At 71.8% G+C, this 18,386-nt stretch carries 16 protein-coding genes; 5 read left to right on the forward strand and 11 right to left on the reverse strand.

Features of this window, described 5'->3' with window-relative positions:
• Positions 1 to 9: 9 nt before the first annotated feature.
• Genes DDP54_RS01955 through DDP54_RS01970 form a run of 4 tightly spaced genes read right to left on the reverse strand, consistent with a single transcriptional unit; the run spans position 10 to position 3,948 of the window.
• Positions 10 to 957, reverse strand: a complete 948-nt coding sequence (locus DDP54_RS01955) for an NADH-quinone oxidoreductase subunit H (protein ID WP_109130327.1) — start codon at positions 955 to 957, stop codon at positions 10 to 12.
• Positions 954 to 3,098, reverse strand: coding sequence for a proton-conducting transporter membrane subunit (locus DDP54_RS01960; RefSeq protein ID WP_109130328.1), 2,145 nt, complete (start codon positions 3,096 to 3,098; stop codon positions 954 to 956). Before DDP54_RS01960 ends, DDP54_RS01955 begins: the two co-directional genes overlap by 4 nt.
• Positions 3,095 to 3,592 carry an oxidoreductase gene (locus tag DDP54_RS01965; RefSeq protein WP_109130329.1) on the reverse strand — a complete coding sequence of 166 codons (498 nt, stop codon included), beginning with the start codon at positions 3,590 to 3,592 and terminating at the stop codon, positions 3,095 to 3,097. Before DDP54_RS01965 ends, DDP54_RS01960 begins: the two co-directional genes overlap by 4 nt.
• Positions 3,592 to 3,948: a metalloregulator ArsR/SmtB family transcription factor gene (locus DDP54_RS01970; RefSeq protein ID WP_109130330.1), complete on the reverse strand. Its 357-nt coding sequence runs from the start codon at positions 3,946 to 3,948 to the stop codon at positions 3,592 to 3,594. The genes DDP54_RS01965 and DDP54_RS01970 overlap by 1 nt, the downstream gene beginning before the upstream one ends.
• 112 nt (positions 3,949 to 4,060) lie before the next feature.
• On the opposite strand from DDP54_RS01970, the gene DDP54_RS01975 reads away from it, so the two are divergent.
• Entirely contained in the window at positions 4,061 to 5,377 is a 1,317-nt protein-coding gene (locus DDP54_RS01975; RefSeq protein ID WP_109130331.1) for a DUF4921 family protein, read from the forward strand.
• Between the two features lie 51 nt (positions 5,378 to 5,428).
• On the opposite strand, the gene DDP54_RS01980 is transcribed toward DDP54_RS01975, so the two are convergent.
• The 7 genes from DDP54_RS01980 to DDP54_RS02010 form a co-directional block, all read right to left on the reverse strand.
• A complete protein-coding gene (locus DDP54_RS01980) occupies positions 5,429 to 6,058 on the reverse strand; it encodes a GPR1/FUN34/YaaH family transporter (protein ID WP_109132274.1) in 630 nt (209 codons plus the stop codon).
• 126 nt (positions 6,059 to 6,184) lie between these two features.
• Positions 6,185 to 6,832 (reverse strand): LLM class flavin-dependent oxidoreductase, encoded by a 648-nt coding sequence (locus tag DDP54_RS01985; protein ID WP_109130332.1) that lies wholly within the window; start codon positions 6,830 to 6,832, stop codon positions 6,185 to 6,187.
• A gap of 108 nt (positions 6,833 to 6,940) precedes the next feature.
• Positions 6,941 to 9,232, reverse strand: coding sequence for a heavy metal translocating P-type ATPase (locus DDP54_RS01990; protein WP_109130333.1), 2,292 nt, complete (start codon positions 9,230 to 9,232; stop codon positions 6,941 to 6,943).
• 90 nt (positions 9,233 to 9,322) lie between these two features.
• Positions 9,323 to 11,263, reverse strand: coding sequence for an acyl-CoA dehydrogenase family protein (locus DDP54_RS01995; protein ID WP_109130334.1), 1,941 nt, complete (start codon positions 11,261 to 11,263; stop codon positions 9,323 to 9,325).
• An 82-nt stretch (positions 11,264 to 11,345) separates the two neighbouring features.
• Positions 11,346 to 12,221 carry an oxygenase MpaB family protein gene (locus tag DDP54_RS02000; protein WP_109130335.1) on the reverse strand — a complete coding sequence of 292 codons (876 nt, stop codon included), beginning with the start codon at positions 12,219 to 12,221 and terminating at the stop codon, positions 11,346 to 11,348.
• Positions 12,218 to 13,267: a bifunctional glycosyltransferase family 2/GtrA family protein gene (locus tag DDP54_RS02005; protein ID WP_109130336.1), complete on the reverse strand. Its 1,050-nt coding sequence runs from the start codon at positions 13,265 to 13,267 to the stop codon at positions 12,218 to 12,220. Before DDP54_RS02005 ends, DDP54_RS02000 begins: the two co-directional genes overlap by 4 nt.
• Before the next feature lie 8 nt (positions 13,268 to 13,275).
• The gene (locus DDP54_RS02010; protein ID WP_109130337.1) at positions 13,276 to 14,256 is read right to left on the reverse strand and encodes a phosphodiester glycosidase family protein; all 981 of its coding nucleotides are present in this window, start codon (positions 14,254 to 14,256) and stop codon (positions 13,276 to 13,278) included.
• A gap of 277 nt (positions 14,257 to 14,533) precedes the next feature.
• Between DDP54_RS02010 and DDP54_RS02015 the strand changes: the two genes are divergently transcribed.
• Genes DDP54_RS02015 through DDP54_RS02030 form a run of 4 tightly spaced genes read left to right on the forward strand, consistent with a single transcriptional unit; the run spans position 14,534 to position 18,360 of the window.
• Positions 14,534 to 15,274, forward strand: a complete 741-nt coding sequence (locus tag DDP54_RS02015) for an FCD domain-containing protein (protein ID WP_109130338.1) — start codon at positions 14,534 to 14,536, stop codon at positions 15,272 to 15,274.
• The gene (locus DDP54_RS02020; RefSeq protein WP_109130339.1) at positions 15,271 to 16,539 is read left to right on the forward strand and encodes a sugar ABC transporter substrate-binding protein; all 1,269 of its coding nucleotides are present in this window, start codon (positions 15,271 to 15,273) and stop codon (positions 16,537 to 16,539) included. Before DDP54_RS02015 ends, DDP54_RS02020 begins: the two co-directional genes overlap by 4 nt.
• A gap of 1 nt (position 16,540) precedes the next feature.
• Positions 16,541 to 17,458, forward strand: coding sequence for a sugar ABC transporter permease (locus tag DDP54_RS02025; RefSeq protein WP_109130340.1), 918 nt, complete (start codon positions 16,541 to 16,543; stop codon positions 17,456 to 17,458).
• Positions 17,458 to 18,360 (forward strand): carbohydrate ABC transporter permease, encoded by a 903-nt coding sequence (locus DDP54_RS02030; protein WP_109130341.1) that lies wholly within the window; start codon positions 17,458 to 17,460, stop codon positions 18,358 to 18,360. The genes DDP54_RS02025 and DDP54_RS02030 overlap by 1 nt, the downstream gene beginning before the upstream one ends.
• Positions 18,361 to 18,386: the final 26 nt, after the last annotated feature.

Below are 18,386 nucleotides of genomic sequence, written 5' to 3' on the forward strand. Positions count from 1 at the left end.
CACCGCCTCTCATGCCAGGAAGAAGGACGCGGAGACGGCGAGCAGCCCGAACAGGAACGACCCGGCGAGCAGCTCGGGCACCCGGAAGAGGCGCCACTTGGCGATGAAGACCTCGAAGGTCGCCAGCACCGCGCCGAGCACGCCGACCTTGAGCGCGAAGACGGCCGTCGCCCCCAGCAGCGCGAGCGGCGCCGACGACGTCGCGACCCCCCACGGCACGAAGAGGTTGACGCTCAGGCCGAGGAGCACGGTCAGGCGCATCGCCGACGCGAGCTCGACGACGGCCAGGTCGCGCCCGGCGTACTCGAGGATCATCGCCTCGTGGATCATCGTCAGCTCGAGGTGGGTCGCCGGGTTGTCGACCGGGAGCCGTCCGGCCTCGGCGATGACCACGACCGCGAACGCCACCGCCGCCAGCAACGTGGCCGGTGACAGGACCTGTGCGGGCGCGGCCAGGGTCCCCGCCACGATGTCCGCCAGGTTCGACGACCCGACCCGGGCCGACAGGGCGAAGCCCGCGAGCAGGATCGTGGGCTCGGCCAGCGCCGCGATCGTCACCTCGCGGCTCGCCCCCATGCCGCCGAACGCGGTCCCGGTGTCGAGACCGGCGAGCGTGAGTGCGACGGTGCCGAGCAGCAGGAGCGAGACCACCGCGAACAGGTCCGCGACGCCGTCGAGCGGGGACGCGGTCGAGACGAACGGCGCGACGGCGGCGATGACCAGGGTCGAGGCGAACACCACGAGCGGCCCGGACGTGTAGATCCAGCTGGTGCCCTCGGGCCGGACCGCCTCCTTCTTCAGGAGCTTGCGCAGGTCGCGCCACGGCTGGCCGATGCCGGCGCCCGCGCGACCCTCGAGCACCGCCCGCACCTGCCGCATGAGCCCGACCAGCAGCGGTGCCCCGCCCACGACGACGACGACCTGGACGAGCACGCCCACCACGCCGACGGCGGTCATGACGTGATCCCGACGACGACGAGGACCACGAGCAGCCCGATGAACCCGTACGCCAGGTAGCGGTGCACGCTGCCGTTGGCGATCCCCCGCGACCACTGGCCCCATCGGCGGACCGCGGCGAGGAGCGGCGGGTACAGCCGAGCCTCGACCCGGTCGGGGACGCGTTGGCGGTAGCTGATGCTCGCGATGAGGAGCTCCGACTCGGCGAAGGGCGTGATGTCGACGTCTTTCTCCGGCCTGAGCACGTCCTCGAACACCCGGGTCAGCGGCTCGGCGAAGGACGTCGCCGTGTACTCCATCCGCGGGCCGAGGCGCGTGCTGCCGCCGCCCCAGACAGGCGTCGCCCGACGCGGCGCTCGCTGGGTCACGCGGCGCACGAGCGCCGCCGCGCCGAGGCCCGCGACGAGCAGCCCGACGATGATCAGCAGCGGCGACATGGAGCCGGCGATGCCCGCCAGGCGCAGCGACACGTCACTGCCGGCGAGCGGCGCACCGTCCCGCACCGACGGCAGGACGTCCAGCAGCCGGCCGAGCGGCGCCGCGGCGACGGCCGGAGCCACGGCGAGCGCCGTGCACGCCACCGCGGCGAGGCCCATGCCGACCCGCATGCTCAGCGGTCCCTCGGTCGCACCGGTCGCCGCGGCGGACCGTGGCCGGGCCAGGAAGCCGACACCGAACGCCTTGACGAACGTCGCCACACCGAGTCCGAACGTCAGGGCGACCACCGCCACCGCGAGCGGCATGCTGATCGCGACCACGACCGAGGGTCCCGTCGCGCCGGTCATGCTGTGGATGAGTCCCTGGAGCAGCAGCCACTCCGAGACGAAGCCGTTCCCCGCCGGCAACCCGGCCGCACCCAGCGCGCCGACGGCGAACAGCGCCGTCGTGACCGGCATCCGCGACACGAGCCCGCCGAGGCGGTCGAGGTCCCGCAGCCCGGTCGAGCGCAGCACGGACCCGGCGCCGAAGAACAGCAGCGCCTTGAACGCCGCGTGGTTGACCGCGTGCAGCACCGCGGCGGCCAGGAGCAGCCCCGCGAGGACCCGGTTCCCCTCGACCGCGAACACGCCGGCGGCGCCGATGCCCACGAGCATCAGGCCGACGTTCTCGGTCGTCGAGTACGCGAGGAGCCGCTTGAGGTCAGCGGCGACGCTGGCCTGCAGCACGCCGTACAGCGCGGAGACGGCGCCGACCGCGAGGACCATGAGCCACCACCAGCCGGCTCCCCCGCCGAGCAGGTCGAACCCGACGCGGATGATCCCGTACAACCCGAGGGTGACCATGGCCGCGGACATCAGCGCCGACACGTGACTGGGTGCCTCGGGGTGCGCGCGCGGCAGCCAGACGTGCAGCGGCACCATGCCCGCCTTGGAGCCGAATCCCAGGAAGACCAGCACGAAGACGCAGGAGGCGGTGGCTGGGGACAGCCCGGCCGAGCCGGCGCGCATCGCGGCGAAGGACTCGCCCCCGGCGCCGGCGGCCAGCACGACGAGACCGAGCATGATCGCGACGAGCCCGGCGTGCGTCATGCCCGCGTACCAGAGGCCGGCGTCGCGCACCGATCGGCGCAGCCGGTGCTCGGCGAGGACGAGAACCAGCGAGGTGAGCGCCATGAGCTCCCACAGGACCAGCAACGTGCTGACGCTCGCCGCCGCCGGGACGAGCAGCATGGCGGCGGCGAACAGCGGGAGCACCGCCTGGACCGTCCTGGAGGCGGCCGCGGTGGCCGGACCCGACGGGTCGTCGTGCGCCTCGTCGTGCGCCTCGGTGCCGTCGTGCGCGGCCGCCGGGTCGTGGACCTGTGCGGCGTCGTCGGTCGCGTGCGCGCCGCCGGGGCTCGTGTAGCCGACGGCGTAGATGCCGGCCGCGATCGCCACGGCGCCGATGAGCAGAAGGAAGGCTCCGGACAGCGCGTCGACGGCGAACGTCGTCTCGGCCAGCGGGAGCAGGTGCGCGGCCGTCAACGACCAGGTCTGACCGCCGAGCGCGCCGACCCCCGCGAGAACCCCGCCGATGCCGACGACCGTGGTCGCCGCGCCCGCGGCGACCGGCCGGGTGCGCGCGGGCGCCGAGCCGCCGGCCACGGCGCCCACGAGCGCTGCGGCGGCGACCACGGCGAGCCCGACGCTGATGAGGTTCATCGGCCGGTCAGCCCCCGCAGCGCCGCGATGAGCGCCTCGGGCGTGGGCGGGCAGCCGGGCACCTCGACGTCGACGGGCACGATGTCGCCGACGGCGCCCTCGACGCCATGGCCCCCCGCGAACACACCGCAGTTCATGGCGCAGTCACCGACCGCGACGACACGCTTCGGGTTCGGGGTCGCGTCGAACACCGCGCGCAGCGGGTCGGCCATGTTGCGCGTCACCGGGCCGGTCACCAGGAGCGCGTCGGCGTGGCGAGGGGACGCGACGAGCCGCAGGCCGTAGCGCTCCGCGTCGTACACCGGACCGAACGCTGAGCCGATCTCCAGCTCGCACCCGTTGCACGAGCCCGCGTCGATGTGACGCAGCTGGACGGAGCCCGCGAGAGGTCCGGCCGCAGCGGACGCGGCACCGGCTGCGTCCTCGACCGCAGGACGCGGCAGCTCTGGCTCGGCGACGCGCCCGGTGCGGAGGATCTTGCGCAGCACGCTCATCAGGAGGACGCGCCCGTCGGCTGACCGGACGTCTCGACGACCTCGTCGCTGAGCAGCTCGAGCTGGTCGGACAACAGCTTGGTCCGGATGCGGCGGGCCACGGCCAGCAGCTCGGCGATCTCGGGGTCGGTCACGGCGTACAGGACGGCGGACCCGTCCCGTCGCGTGGCCACCAGGCCGGAAGCGCGCAGCACACCGAGCTGCTGCGACAGGTTGGACGCCTCGACGTCGAGCTCGGCCAACAGCTCGCCGACCGAGTGCTCGCGGAGGCAGAGCTTCTCGAGGATGCGGATCCGCAAGGGGTGACCGAGGGTCTTGAAGAGCTCGGCCTTCAGCTGATGGACGGGAGTCGTCATCGTGGCCCCTCTCGTGTCGTCGGCGCTCAGGCGATCATGCCACAGCGTGACGAGTTGCAGAACTCTGCAAGTGCGCGAGCCGTGGAGGGTCTGGCGGATCTAGGGTGCTGGTGTGCTCGATCCCCTCGTCCGGTTGCCCGACGGCACCGTGAAGCAGGTCTCGCCCCTCACGGGCACCGTCGTCTGGACGGTCCCCGGCCGCGCGCACCGACCCCTCACCGGGCCGCCCGAGAGCCGCCGGCACGTCGATGCCCGCGACGCCGAGCGGCTCTGCGCGTTCTGTGCGGACCGCCGCCTCGAGACCCCGCCGGAGAAGTCCCGCCTCGTCCTTGCTCCCGACGGGACGTCGTCAGTGCTGCACGACCTCCCCGTCGAGCACCTCGGCGACACGGTGCCCGAGCTGCGACGGATCCCCAACCTCTTCGAGATCCTGCCGCCCGCCTACTGGCGAACCAACCACGGCTACGTTCCGCCGGTCGCGGTGCTCGACCGGTTCCGCGCCTACACCGCGACGCCGCAGGGACGCGCCCACACGCTCGCGATCGTGCACGGACGCCTGACTGCGGGCGGCATGACCGACGACGAGTGGGCCCGGACCGACGACGACACGTGGCTCGAGCGCGGTGTCGACCTGTTCGCCGGGTCCCACGACGTCATCGTCGCGCGACGTCACCTCGTCGACGGCGCCCTGTTCGACGACGAGCTCGCCGGCTCGGGAACACTCACCCCCGACGAGCACCACCGCTACGTGGCGTTCACGATCGGAGCCCTGCGCGATCTGTACGCCGCGCAGCCGCACGCCCGGTACGTCGCCGTGTTCCAGAACTGGCTCCGGCCCGCGGGGGCGTCGTTCGACCACCTGCACAAGCAGCTGGTCGCGATCGACGAGCACGGTCCCGAGATCGAACGGGAGCTCGGACTGCTGCGCGACGACCCCGGCCTGTTCACGACCGCCGTCGTCGACCACGCCGCGACGCACCGCCTCGTCATCGCGGAGAACGACCACGCGATCGCCGTGGCCGGCGTCGGGCACCGCTACCCGGCGATCGAGGTCTACTCGACCAGCGAGAACCAGCGGCCGTGGGAGCACACCGACGACGAGGTGCGCGGCGTGTCCGACCTGCTGCACGCCGCGCACGCCGCGACCGGCACGCGCGTGCCGACGAACGAGGAGTGGCACCACCGCCCGCCCGACGTCGCCCAGCCGATGCCGTGGCGCATCGTGCTCAAGTGGCGGGTGTCGACCCTCGCGGGCTTCGAGGGCGGGACCCGGATCAACGTCAACACGATCGACCCGGTCACGGTGCGCGACCGGGTCGTCACCGAGCTGCACCGGCTGCGCGCGGCAGGAACCATCGGGTCGATGCGCCTCGGGGACGAGTGCACGCACCGCCTCGGGGCGCTCGGGTACGCCCGCGGCGGTCGCTGACCCGACGCTCGATGGCCGGCGACCGCTGCGGGCCCGAACCGCCCCGCGGTGCTACTGGGGACCGACGGGAAGCACGGTCCGCTGGTGCGTGGAGTTGATGACCACGGCAGACGACGCGTACCAGGCCAGCAGCGCGGTGACGATCCCCAGCACGCCACCGACACGCGTGAACGCGACCGTCCCGGTGTAGTCACCGGCGGCGAGGGCGAAGAACGTCACCGTGAGGAAGACGAAGACGAGGAACACCGCGACGCTCGTCCGGCGTGCCGCGATCGTCATGTAGAGCGTGAAGATCCCCCAGGCGAGCAGGAAGACGCCCACGCCCTTGCCCTTGTCCGAGCCGGCGCCGGACAGGTCGGTGAACCGGGCGAGGAACCAGAAGGACAGCCAGAAAGCCCCGTAGGAGCAGAACGCCGTGGCGCCGAACGTGTTGCGGTTCGCGAACTCCCAGATCCCCGCGGCGAACTGCGCGAGGCCGCCGTAGAACAGCGCCAGGCCGAAGACGACCGGCTCGACCGTCACCGGAAGCAGACCGGCATTGACGAAGCTGAGGACGAACGTCGTCAGCGCGAAGGCGGCGAGGCCGAGAGCACCGGGATCTGCGGGTGGAGCGGTCGGTCGGACGACGGCGTGCTTCGCAGCGGGCGAGATGGCATCGACGTCCTGAACGGTGCTGTTCATCATTGAACCCCCGGTTCACCGCCGGCCCCGGCTGAGCGCGGCGCACTGTCTTGACATCAAGACATTAGCGGCTGCTCGCTGCCAGGGCGAGCGCTCGAAGGAGGCGACGTGCGTCGGCTCGGCTCGTCAGCGCACGAGCGGCTGGACCTCGGCGGCGACGAACCGCACGAATCCCTCAGGGTCCGGCTCGTCGGAGGTCGGCTGCAGGACGACCGTGTCGGCACCGGCGTCGGCCCAGCGCCGGACGGCGTCGGCCACCGTCGCAGCGTCGCCGGCCACCCCGACGTCGTGCGCCGGGTCGAACCCCCACGCGCGCCGCTCGGCGTCGAGCCGCTGCGCCGCATGCACTCCGGTCGCCGCGAGCACGTTCACGATGAGGGGGTGCGGGCCGCTGCGACCGGCCGCGAGACGACCCGCGTCGATGTGCCGGCGCGCCTGCCGCAGCCCCTCGGGCGTCGTCCCGCACGTGATGAGCGTCGCGTCGGCCAGCTCGCCGGACAGCTGCAGGGAGCGCGGCCCGCCCGCACCGACGACCACGGCGGGAGCCGCCGCCGGCGGCCAGTCCAGGCGGACGTCGTCGAGGTGCACGTACCGGCCGGACGTCGTGACGCTCTCGCCTCCGAGCAGCGCCGACAGCGCGGTCGCGTACTCCCGCAGGAGCGTCATCGGAGACTCGACCCGGGCGCCCACCTGGCCCATCCAGTCCTGGACCCCGTGCCCGATGCCGACCGTGATGCGGCCCGGGAACAGGCGGTGCAGCGTCGCGGTCGCCATCGCTGCGACGCGGGTGCAGGTCGGCGGAGAGGCGGGCGAGCTCGGTCAGTGAGTCCTGTCGGCCGAACACCTCGGACTGATTCCGGGCCGACCGTCGACGCCGTCCCGTCAGTGGGCGGGTACGAGGCTGAACGCGCCCTCTTCTTCTTGGGCGTTGTGCAGGCGCAGGACCGCGTAGAGCCCGTACAGCAGGCGCCTGAGCTCGACGACGTCCTCCGGCTGGACCGTGTCGTTGTCGACGTCGCGGAGCAGCCGACGCAGCCGGTTGACCTGGTGCTCGATCTCCGCGTGGGTCCGGCTCAGCGACGCGGTCGCGTCCGAGCCGCCGAGCGCGCGGGCGACGAGCGGAACGAGCAACGCCTCATCGGCACGCTCGTGCGGGATGAGCTCCCGCTCGAGCCGGTCGAGCAGCGCGTGCGCCGGGACGAGGTCGCTGTCCCGGGTCGAGAGCGCGTCGGCCACGCCGCGGATCTGCTCGACGACGGCATGCATCGCATCGTGCTCGGTTCGCAGGACGTGCGCGGTGGCGATGTCGGACGGCGTCATCGCGATCGTGTGGACCGCGCCCGGGAGCACCGCGCGCAGGGCGATCCCCATCGCCAGCACGTCGATGGCCTCCTGCAGGACCGCGCCGGCCGCGGGCGGCAGCAGCCCGACTGCGGCCGCGACCATGGCTGCGAGCGACAGTCCCATGCCGACGACGACCGCCTGCATCGCGATCCGCCTGGACCGGCGGGCGATCAGGATCGCGTCGGCGAGGGCGTCGATGCGGTCGACGGTCAGGACCACGTCGGCCGCCTCCGACGACGCCGTCGCACCGCGCGCGGCCAGAGCCACCCCGACCCCGGCAGCGGCAAGCGCCGGGGCGTCGTTCACGCCGTCGCCGACCATGATCGTCGCGGCGTGCGCACCCTCGGTCCGGATGGCGGCGAGCTTGTCGGCCGGGTCGCAGTCGGCCAGCACGGTGTCGACCCCGACGATCCGACCCACGGTGTCCGCGATGTCGGCCCGGTCGCCCGTGACCAGGACCACGCGGCTGACACCGACCTCGCGCAGGGCACGGACCGTCCGCGGCGCGTCGGGCCGGATCGGGTCCTCGAGCAGGAAGGCGCCCACTGGCGCACCGTCGACCGCGATGAACACGGTGAGCGAGCCGTCGAGGTCCGCGCGCCGGCGCACCTGGCGCACCCACGCGGCGGGAGCGTCGCCGACGATCCACACAGCCTTGCCGAGCCGCACCTCATGACCGCCGACCCGGCCCCGCAGGCCGTATCCGTGCTCTTCCTGGACGTCCTGGGGCATCTCGAGGGCGAGCTCGCGGCGGGTTGCTGCGGTCACGATCGAGCTGGCCAGGACGTGCGGCGAGACCTGGTCGAGCGAGGCGGCCAGGCGCAGCAGCTCGTCGGCGTCCACGTGGTCGCTCGCGGTGACCACGTCGGCGAGCGCGGGTTGGCCCTGGGTCAGCGTGCCCGTCTTGTCGAACAGCATCACGCGACCCGCGGCCAGGCGCTCGAGCGCGCCACCGCCCTTGATGACCACCCCGATGTGAGCCGCGCGGGACAGCCCCGACATGATGGCGATGGGCGCCGCGAGCAGCAACGGGCAGGGCGTCGCCACCACCAGCACAGCGACCGCGCGCACCGGGTCCGCACTCAGCGCCCACGCGGCGCCGGCCAGCAGCAGGGTGAGCGGGACGAACACGACAGCGATGCGGTCGGCCGCGCGCACGAACGGCGCCGAGGACGCCTGAGCCTGCTCCACGAGCCGCACCACGCCCGCGTAGGTGGACTCCGCCGCGACCGCAGTCGCCATGAGGTCGAGCGGGGGGCCTGCGTTGACGACACCGCTGCGCACCACGTCGCCCGCGGGCCGCTCGACCGGCAGCGACTCGCCCGTCAGCACCGCCTCGTCCAGGACGGCGCCCGACATGAGCCGGCCGTCGACCGGGACGACCTCCCCCGTGCCCACCAGGAGCAGGTCGCCCCGGGCGACCTCATCCACCGGCACGTCGACGACGCAACCGGCGACACGACGACGGGCCGTCCGAGGGGCCCGCTCGACCAGCAGGCTCAGCTCGCGGCGGGCCCGCGCCGACGCGTGCGCGTCGAGCAGCTGACCCGTGCCCAGCATGACCGTGATCATGGCGCCCGCGAACGACTCGTTGACCCAGAGGGCACCGGCCAGCGCGAGCAGCGCGATGACGTCGACGCTCGGTTGACGGCGGCGCACGGCGCTGACGGTCCACGCGACCGAGAACACCAGTCCGAGCACGGTGCCGCCGACCCACGCAGCGTCCGCCACGGTGGTCACGTGCGCCAGCCAGGCAGCCCCACCGCCCGCGAGCAGCACGGTCGACGCGACGAACAGCAGCAGCTCGACCCGATCACGCCACCACGTCATACGACCATCCTCCGGACGCCCGACACCGGCCGGAACGGACCGAACGTCCCGAGATCGCCCCGCCGCGCCCGGCGGCGCCGACGCCCGTCCTCACCGGTAGGTGCGACGCACGTTCGCCTTGGTGGACGGGCCGGTCGGCGCGGGCGAGATCCACGGACCGGTGCCCTCGGACGGGTCGAGCACCCCGCGCTCGAGCCACTGCACCTTCCCGTCCAGCACGGCGAGGGCCAAGGCGCGGTCTCCCGCGTCGGTGCTGCGACGCAGCTGCCGGAAGAGCTCGTCGACCCGCACTCTCGACTGCGCGCAGAATGCGTCCGCCAGCCCGTACGCGCTCGCGCCGACCGTCGCGTCCTGCGCGCGCAGAGACTCGGCGCGCGTGCAGACCGCAGCCATCGCGAAGAGCTCGGCGCCGATGTCGACGATGCGTCCGAGCAGCGCCTGCTTCTGCTCGAGGCCGGTCTGCCACCGCGCCATCGCGGCGAACGTCCGCCGAGCCAGCGCGCGCGACGAGCGTTCGACGTAGCGCAGGTGCCGCGCGAGTCGCCCGAACTCCGGGTAGGCGCCGGGCAACGACCCCGTGCCCACGACCAGCTGCGGCAGCCAGCGCGCGTAGAACCCGCTCGCGTGCACGGCCGCCCTCGCCTTGGCGCCGAGGCTCGAGTCTGCCGACGCCAGGTCACCCGCCGCAGCGAGGTGCGCGTCGACGGCCTCGCGCGCGATCAGGAGCCGCATGATCTCCGAGGACCCCTCGAAGATCCGGTTGATGCGCATGTCGCGCAGGAGGCGCTCGACCGGGACGGCCCGCTCACCGCGGGCAGCGAGCGAGTCGGCCGTCTCGTAGCCACGCCCGCCGCGGATCTGCACGAGCTCGTCCGCCACGACGTAACCCATCTCGCTCGCCCACAGCTTGGCCAGCGCCGCCTCGATCCGGATGTCCTTGAGGCCGGCGTCGGCCATGGCCGCAGAGAGCTCGAACACCGACTCGATCGCGAACGTCGTCGCGGCGATGAAGGCGACCTTCTTGCCGACCGCCTCGTGCCGGCCGATCGCCTTGCCCCACTGGACACGCTCGGTCGACCACTCGCGCGCGATCTTCAGCGACCACTTGGCGGCTCCCGCACAGATCGCCGGGATGGACAGCCGACCGCTGTTCAGCGTCGTCAGCGCGATCTTGAGCCCCTGGCCCTCCGCGCCGAGCCGGTTCGCGACCGGGACCCGCACGTGGTCGAACCGCGTGACACCGTTCTCCATCCCCCGCAGGCCCATGAACGCGTTGCGGTTCTCCACGGTGATGCCGGGCGACCCCGCCTCCACGACGAACGCGGTGATGCCTCCGCGATGCCCGTCGCTCCGCGGCACGGTGGCCATGACGACGAGCAGCTCGGCGATCGGGCCGTTGGTCGTCCACAGCTTCACGCCGTCCAGGAGGTAGGCCGAGCCGTCGTCGGTCGGCCTCGCCGTCGAGCCCATGCGCGCCGGGTCGGAACCGACGTCGGGCTCGGTGAGCAGGAACGCCGAGATGGCACCCGCTGCGCACCGCGGCAGGAACTCCCGCTTCTGCTCCTCGGAGCCGAACTGCCGCACCGGCTCGGGAACCCCGATGGACTGGTGCGCGGAGATCAGCGCGCCGATGCTCGGGTGCACCGTGCTGAGGACCATGAGCGCCCGGCCGTAGTACACGAGCGGCAGCCCGAGCCCGCCGTACTCACGGGGGATCTTGATCCCGAACGCGCCGAGCGTCGTCAGACCCTTGATGTACTCGTCGGGGATCCGGTCGTCGCGCTCGATCCTGGCGCCGTCGAGCGTCGCGCAGTACGCGGTCAGGTCGGCGAGGAACGCCTCGCCGCGTGCCGCGTCCTGCGGGTTCGCCCCGGGGTACGGATGGATGAGCGAGAGGTCGAACGCGCCGAGGTACAGCCCCTTGGCGAAGCTGGGCCGAACCCACTCGGTCTCGCGTGCCGCCTCCGCGACCGCGCGTGCGGTGCGCTCGCTCACGTCGTGCGTCGTGGTCTGTACGGGCTGTGCGCTCATCGGGACCCCTTGGCGCGGCCCGCCGGTCACAGGCCCGTCGCGTGCTGCCGATGCTACGCGCGGGCCGCTGCGGCGGCCTGCGCTAGGCCGTGGGCACGGCCGTGCGGACCGGGTCGACCGGGTCCAGCGCCCAGCGGATCGTCGCCGTGACGGCCTTGCCCCCGGCGCGCAGCACCGGGTCGAGCGCGGGGACCGCCGGCAGCGCGAGCTCACGCCTGGCCCACACGGGCAGCAGGCCGACCCCGGCCGCGGCGATCAGGGCGTACCCCGGCCGGGCCGGCCACGGCAGCGGCGGGGTGAGCAGCAGGAACCGTGCCACGTCGCGCGCAGGCCCGGTGCTCGCAAGCTCGGGACGGAACCCCGCGAGGCTCGCACGCAGCTCCGCGAGCGTGGTGGGCACGTCCTGCGCACCCAGGGCGCGCGCGACGACGGCCGCCTGTGCCACGTACTCGTCGCACCCGTCGCGGTCGAGCGGTCGGCGGCCGAAGATCTGGTGCGCGAGCAGGAAGCTCTCCGCCTCGACGACGTGCACCCAGGTCAGCAGGTGGGCGTCGGACGCCGCGTACGCCACGCCGCTGGGCGTCTCGCCGACGACCCGCTTGTGCCTCGCGCGCACGATGCGCACTGCGCGCTCGGCAGCCTCGACGGTGCCGAAGGTCGTGGTCGCGATGAACGTCGCGGTGTTCTGCAGCCGACCCCACGGGTTCGACCGGTACCCGGAGTGGTCGGCGACGGCCTGCATCACCTGCGGGTGCAGCGACTGCAGGAGCAGCGCCCGCACACCGCCGACGAACATCGACGCGTCGCCGTGCACGCGCCCGATCGGGCTCTCGGGGTCGAACCAGCGCGGCCCGGGCGTCCGGTGGATCTCGTTGCGCGCAGCGTCGGCCTCGGGGCCCGCGACCCGGCTCAGGAGGGCATGGGCGAGGGCGGCACGGGGCTGCGCGAGGAGACTCACCCCCTGATCGTCACACGGGCGGCTGGGACGGACCCGCGGGCGAACACGAGGCGTCGCTGCACCTGGTAGCTGACGACGAACAGCGTCGCCTCCGTGAGGACCTTCGCAGCCAGCAGCGGCAGCCCGGTGCGCGTCAGGAACGAGAGCAGGCCGTAGCTCGCGGCGAGCAGGGCGACCGCCAGCACCCAGTACTGGAGCGCCGCTGCGCCGAGGCGCTTGTCCTGACCGTGGGCGAAGACGAGCCGCCGGTTCGCCGCGAAGTTGGCGGTCGAGCTGATCACCCGCGCACCCACCACGGACGCGAGCAGGTTCCCGGTGACGGCGTGCAGCGCGAGCAGCGCCACCGTGTCCAGGGCGAACGCCGCCAAGGAGGACAACGAGAACCGCAGGAGCGGCGCACAGACCCGGACCGAGTCCACCACCGGGCGGAAGTGCGAGGACAGGTTGCCGTCGAGGTAGATCGTCTCGATCCCGACCCCCTCGACGTCGTAGCCGGCGCCGCCCGCACGCAGCAGCAGGTTCAGCTCGTACTCGAACCGGTCGCCGTCGACGGTCTGCAGCCAGTCGAGCATCGACGCGGGATAGCCGCGCAGACCGGTCTGGGTGTCCTGGACGGGCAGGTGCGTCGCCATCCGGACCAGCACGCCCGTGGCGGCGTTGCCGAACCGGCTGCGCGCCGGCACCGCACCCGTGAAGCGGCGCTCCCCCAGGACCATCGCGTCGCAGGCGCCGTGCAGCCGGTCGGCGACACGGAGGATGTCGACGACGGTGTGCTGGCCGTCGCAGTCGGCGCAGACGACGTCCTCGCCGGGGTGGTGGAGCGCGACGTGGCGGAACCCCTCCTTGAGCGCGTGGCCCTTCCCGCGGTTGGTGGCGTACCCGATCACGGTGCACCCCAGGGCGCGGGCGGCGTCGAACACGTGCCGGTAGGCGGTGCCGCTGCCGTCGTCGACGATGACCACGTGCGCGGGCGACGCGGCGCGGATCGAGGCGACCAGACGGACGAGCCGCTCGTCGGGCTCATAGGCGGGGATGAGGATGATCATGGCCGGGCCTAGCCCGCGATGTAGAGGATGTCGGAGGTGCCGCGCTCCTGGCCCTTGCCGAGCGGGTTGTTGACGACCTCGCCGTCGAAGTACATGGTCGACGAGCCGCCGCCGTCGATGTTGTACGCGGTCGTGGCGCCGAGCCCCTGCATGATCTCGGCCAGGCCGGTCATCGTGACGCCCGCGCTGTAGCCCGGGCTCCGGCCGTCGACGACGACGAAGACCAGATGGTTCGAGTCGATGACCCCGACAGCAGTGCGCGGCTGCGCGCCCTGGATCGAGTGGTTGCCGACGTTCGTGTCGACCTCCACGCTGTCGATCCCGTCGACGACCTGCCCGCCCTCGAGGAGAGCCGGGCCGAACGACAGCGTGTTCCAGACGCCGTCGGCGACCAGCTGGGCCGCCGTCGTGGTCGTCTCGTCGTAGACCTCGACGGTTCCGTCGCGGTAGAACGCGAGCCCCTCGCGCGCCCCCTCGTCGCGGTACACGACGCCGTCGCGGATGACGATGCCGGTGTCGCGGAACCCGTAGTAGTCGCCGTTGATGGCGAACACCGCACCGTTGTCAGCCGCGATGTCCGAGGTGTTCTCGGTGATGTTGAGCCCGAAGGCGTCCTGGGCGAACGCCGAGCGCAGGCTCGTCGCGTCGCTCAGCACGACGTCTGCGACGTAGTACGTGACGGTGGAGCTGCCGGTCCCGGTGGTCACTGTCGAGATCGTGATCGCCGCGCCGTCGGACTCGTAGGAGGTGGCGGTGACGACGGCGTCCGACGTCGAGCTGGAGGTGGTCGAGCCCGTCGTGGCGTCGGATGTCGGCGTCGCGGACAGGCTCGCCTCGTAGGCGGAGACGTCCGAGATCTCGACGTGCTCGATGACGTAGCGGTCCAGCGCCCACGCGCTCGCACCGACAGCGGTCAGTGCGACGGTCAGGACGCCGGCGATCAGCGCTCGGCGGGCCGGGGGTCGGGGTCTGCGGGGGTTTCTGGGCATGTCCCTTGTCTACGGACCGCACGTACGTCGCTCACGTGCGCGCGCTGTGGCCGCCCTGTGAGCGCCGAGGCGGTCGACGTCGACCGGTGCTCACCGTCGCACCGCGCATCGCGCACGGCGCAGCCATCCATGCCCGACTAGTCCCCGTTTCGAGGTCACTTGTAGGACAGGCAACCCACATCGGCTCCGAATCCTTGACGCGCTTTCCCTCGCCACCTACGTTTCCGGTTGTCGCTCAACGCCGAGCGACCGTCAGAAGTAGGACAGGTGGTGTGCCTTGGCCAACTCCCTCGAGGATCGAGTCCTCGCGTACTTCCATACCGCCGGACTACGCGCCGGGGACGTCGTCCCCTCGGAGCTCGAGCTCGCCTCCGAGCTCAAGGTCGGCCGCCCTGCGCTCCGCGAAGCCCTCGGCGCGCTCGAGGTCATCGGGATCGTGCAGAGCCGCCAGGGCGCGCGCCGCACGCTCGGCACGTTCGACATGGGTGCCGTCATCCGGACGCTGACGATCGGGATCGTCCCCGACCTCCAGTCGCTGCGCTCCCTCCTGGAGGTTCGCCGGGTCCTCGAGGTCGGCTTCTTTCCCCAGGCCGCAGCGAAGCTCACTCCGCAGGACGTCGCCGAGCTGCGCTCGCTCACCGACACGATGCAGGAGAAGGCGTCGCGCGGCGAGGTGTTCGTCACCGAGGACCAGGCCTTCCACGCCGCGATCTACCACCACCTCCACAACCCGATCCTGTGGGGCCTGCTCGAGGCGTTCTGGGAGCTCTTCGACAACATGGGCGCCGAGACGCGCACGGGAACCAACCTTCCGGAGACCGCGGCCGCCCATGCCCGGATCGTCGACGCCCTCGTGATCGGCGAGATGGCCCTCGCGTCCCACCACCTGAACTCACATTTCTTCGACGTCCGGTCCCGGCTCGTCCGCCAGAGCACGACGCAGTCACCCGCCAAGCAGTCACCCGACAAGCAGTCACCCGACAAGCACTCACCTGACAAGCAAGGAGCAGATCAATGAAGATTCGCGCTCTCGCTCGCACCCTGGCCGTGGCCGCTGGTGCGGCCACCCTCCTGGCGTCCTGCGCCTCCGGCGGCTCGACAGCCAGCGCCGGGAGCAGCACTGGCTCGAGCACTGCGGTGCTGAACTACTGGCTCTGGCAGGACGACGCCACCGACCAGACCTGGGCTCAGCTGGCCGAGGAGTTCAACGCCCAGAGCACGACCGGCACCGTGGCGCTCCAGGTGATCCCGCTGGCCCAGTACGAGGACAAGATGCTCAACGCCCTCGCGAGCGGCGGCGGCCCGGATGCAGCGCGGTTCAAGGACTGGTGGCTCGGGGAGTTCGTCAAGGCGAAGGCGCTCGAGCCGCTGACGACGAAGATCGACGCGTGGGGCGGGAAGAGCGACGTCGTCCCCGAGCTGTTCAACTCCGGCAAGGTCGCCGGCGACGACGCCGTCTACATGCTCCCCCACCAGTTCACGACGCTCTACATGTACTACCGGCCGTCGATCTTCGCCGCCGCCGGGCTCGAAGCACCCCAGACCCATGCGGACGTGCTCCATGCGGCGCAGGTGCTCGCAGCCAAGGGTCAGTTCGCGATGGACGTGCGCGGCGGCGCCGGCGGCCAGGACCAGTGGGCGGCCTGGATGCTGTCCGGCGGTGCGAAGTTCATGGACGGCGACAAGGTCGTGCTGAACGACGACACGGCGGTCGCCGTCAACCAGGACTACCTCGATCTCGCCGGCAAGCTCGCGGCCACCCCGCCCGGCTCGCTGACCGCAGACTTCGCGGCCGTCCGGGGCAACTTCCTCAATGGCACCACCGCCATGATGATCCACCACCCCGGCTCGCTGAAGGCTGTGCGCGAGGCACTCGGAGACGACGTCGCGGTCATCCCGATGCCGGGCAAGACCACGGCCGGTGAGGCGACGCTGGGCTCGATGAGCGGAAACGTCGTCTTCTCGGGCTCGAAGAACAAGGACCTCGCCTTCGACTGGATCTCGTGGCTCGCCGAGCACGACCAGATGCTCAAGATCAGCACCTCTCCGCAGGGCCAGCTGCCGGTGCTGAGCTCGGTGGCCAAGGAGGAGCCGTTCGTCTCCGACCCCGCTCTCAAGATCGCGATCGGCGCCGAGGCGTACGCGTCGTCGTGGCCGGGGGTGGCCGGGACGTCCAAGGTGGTCAACAAGGAGTGGCAGCCCACCATCCAGTCGGCGTTCGAGGGCCAGACCTCCAGCAAGGATGCGCTGACCGTCCTCGCGGACGTCCTGGCAGGCAAGTGACATGACGACCGTCACCCGACGGCTCCCGCGGTCCGGGCGTGCGCCCGGACCGCGGGGGGCCCGTTGGCTCCCCGTCTTCTACCTCGCTCCGAGCCTCGCCCTCTTCACTGTCTTCATCGCCTACCCGTTCCTGCGGGCGATCTGGTTCTCGTTCAACGAGACCAGCTTCCTCGGCGGCATCATCGGGTTCATCGGGACCCAGAACTACGCGGCGATCTTCACCGACGTGCAGTTCGGCACATACGTCGGCAACTCGCTCGTGTGGGTCGTGGGGGCCGTCTCGCTCCAGCTGCTGTTCGGCGTCGGAGGGGCACTCCTCCTCAACCAGAGCTTCCGGCTGCGTGGCGTGGTGCGCGGTCTCGCGATGATCCCCTGGGCCACACCGAGCGTGCTCGTCTCGCTCATCTGGATGTGGATGCTCGAGCCGAACCATGGCGTCATCAACCGGGCGCTGCTCGGCCTGGGTGTCATCGACGCACCCATCGCCTGGCTCGGCCAGAGCTCGACGGCGATGGGCTCGCTCATCGCGGTCGACGCCTGGCAGGGCATCCCGTTCTTCGCGGTGATGGTCCTCGCAGCGCTGCAGGGCGTGCCGGCCGAGCTCAAGGAGGCCGCCCGGACCGACGGGTGCGGGACGTTGGCGGTGTTCCGTCACGTCGTCGTGCCCTACATCCTGCCCACGATCGTGATCACGACGGTCCTGCGCGTCATCTGGACCGCGAACTACGTCGATCTGGCGTACGTGCTCACGGGCGGCGGTCCGGCCCGCGCCACCACGACGCTGCCGCTGCAGTCGTACCTGACCGCCTACAAGGGCGGCGACTTCGGCCAGGGCGCGGCGTACGCGATGGTCCAGGCCGCGGTGCTCGCCGTGATGGTCGTCTTCTACGTGCGACTCACGTCGGAGAAGGAGAAGTGATGACCGACGAGATCGTCCGGCCGCGGCCGCTCGCCCAGGTCACGCCGAGGCTCGAGCCGCGAGCGGGCAGGCACGGCCTGGCCCGCCTGGGCCGACCGTCCCTCTACATCGCCGTGACCGTCTGGATGACAGCGACCCTCGGGCCGTACGTCATCATGCTGCTCACCTCGCTGAGCCCGCAGTCCCAGCTCATCGCGCCCGGCGGCAGCCTGCTGCCGACCCACCCGACCCTCGCGGCCTACCGCGAGCTGTTCGACAAGACGCCGTTCGTGTCGTACCTGACCAACAGCGTGATCACGGCACTGTGCACCGTCGCGTTCTCGCTGCTGATCGCCGTGGCCGCTGCGATCAGCCTGTCGCGCTTCCGCTTCCGTGGACGGTCCGCCGTGCTCACCGGCCTGCTGGTCGCTCAGCTGTTCCCGGCGGTCCTGCTCGTCATCCCGCTCCAGGTCGAGCTGCGGACCATGAGCCTGCTCGACTCGCGCTGGGGTCTGCTTCTCGTCTACACGACGTTCGCGACGCCGTTCGCCACGTTCCTGCTCAAGGGCTTCCTGGACGGGTTGCCACGAGAGCTGGACGAGGCCGCGACGATCGACGGCTGCTCGCCTATGCAGATGGTCCGGCACATCCTGCTGCCCCTGATGCGTCCGGGACTCACCGCCGCCGGCACGTACATCTTCATCTTCGCGTGGAACGAGTTCCTCTACGCCCTGACGTTCACCCAGACCACGGCCGCTCAGACGATCCCGGTCGGTCTGAGCATGTTCATCGGTGAGTACCAGATCCGTTGGGACCTGCTCACCGCAGGAGGGGTGCTGGCCGCAGTCCCCGTCCTCGTCGGATTCATGCTCGTCCAGAAGCAGCTCGTCAGCGGACTCACGGCCGGAGCGGTCAAGGGATAGGCGCGGGAGCGCGCCAGCAATCCACC

Source organism: Cellulomonas sp. WB94 (genome assembly GCF_003115775.1).
In the GTDB taxonomy this organism is placed as follows: domain Bacteria; phylum Actinomycetota; class Actinomycetes; order Actinomycetales; family Cellulomonadaceae; genus Cellulomonas_A.

What these genes read in the sequence shown, in the direction of transcription:
- DDP54_RS01970 (WP_109130330.1), bottom strand. Translation starts at nt 3,948, where the DNA reads ATGACGACTCCCGTCCATCAGCTGAAGGCCGAGCTCTTCAAGACCCTC.
- DDP54_RS01965 (WP_109130329.1), bottom strand. Translation starts at nt 3,592, where the DNA reads ATGAGCGTGCTGCGCAAGATCCTCCGCACCGGGCGCGTCGCCGAGCCA.
- DDP54_RS01980 (WP_109132274.1), bottom strand. Translation starts at nt 6,058, where the DNA reads ATGAACAGCACCGTTCAGGACGTCGATGCCATCTCGCCCGCTGCGAAG.
- DDP54_RS02030 (WP_109130341.1), top strand. Translation starts at nt 17,458, where the DNA reads ATGACCGACGAGATCGTCCGGCCGCGGCCGCTCGCCCAGGTCACGCCG.
- DDP54_RS01985 (WP_109130332.1), bottom strand. Translation starts at nt 6,832, where the DNA reads ATGGCGACCGCGACGCTGCACCGCCTGTTCCCGGGCCGCATCACGGTC.
- DDP54_RS02005 (WP_109130336.1), bottom strand. Translation starts at nt 13,267, where the DNA reads ATGATCATCCTCATCCCCGCCTATGAGCCCGACGAGCGGCTCGTCCGT.
- DDP54_RS01990 (WP_109130333.1), bottom strand. Translation starts at nt 9,232, where the DNA reads ATGACGTGGTGGCGTGATCGGGTCGAGCTGCTGCTGTTCGTCGCGTCG.
- DDP54_RS01960 (WP_109130328.1), bottom strand. Translation starts at nt 3,098, where the DNA reads ATGAACCTCATCAGCGTCGGGCTCGCCGTGGTCGCCGCCGCAGCGCTC.
- DDP54_RS02010 (WP_109130337.1), bottom strand. Translation starts at nt 14,256, where the DNA reads ATGCCCAGAAACCCCCGCAGACCCCGACCCCCGGCCCGCCGAGCGCTG.
- DDP54_RS01995 (WP_109130334.1), bottom strand. Translation starts at nt 11,263, where the DNA reads ATGAGCGCACAGCCCGTACAGACCACGACGCACGACGTGAGCGAGCGC.
- DDP54_RS02025 (WP_109130340.1), top strand. Translation starts at nt 16,541, where the DNA reads ATGACGACCGTCACCCGACGGCTCCCGCGGTCCGGGCGTGCGCCCGGA.
- DDP54_RS02020 (WP_109130339.1), top strand. Translation starts at nt 15,271, where the DNA reads ATGAAGATTCGCGCTCTCGCTCGCACCCTGGCCGTGGCCGCTGGTGCG.
- DDP54_RS01955 (WP_109130327.1), bottom strand. Translation starts at nt 957, where the DNA reads ATGACCGCCGTCGGCGTGGTGGGCGTGCTCGTCCAGGTCGTCGTCGTC.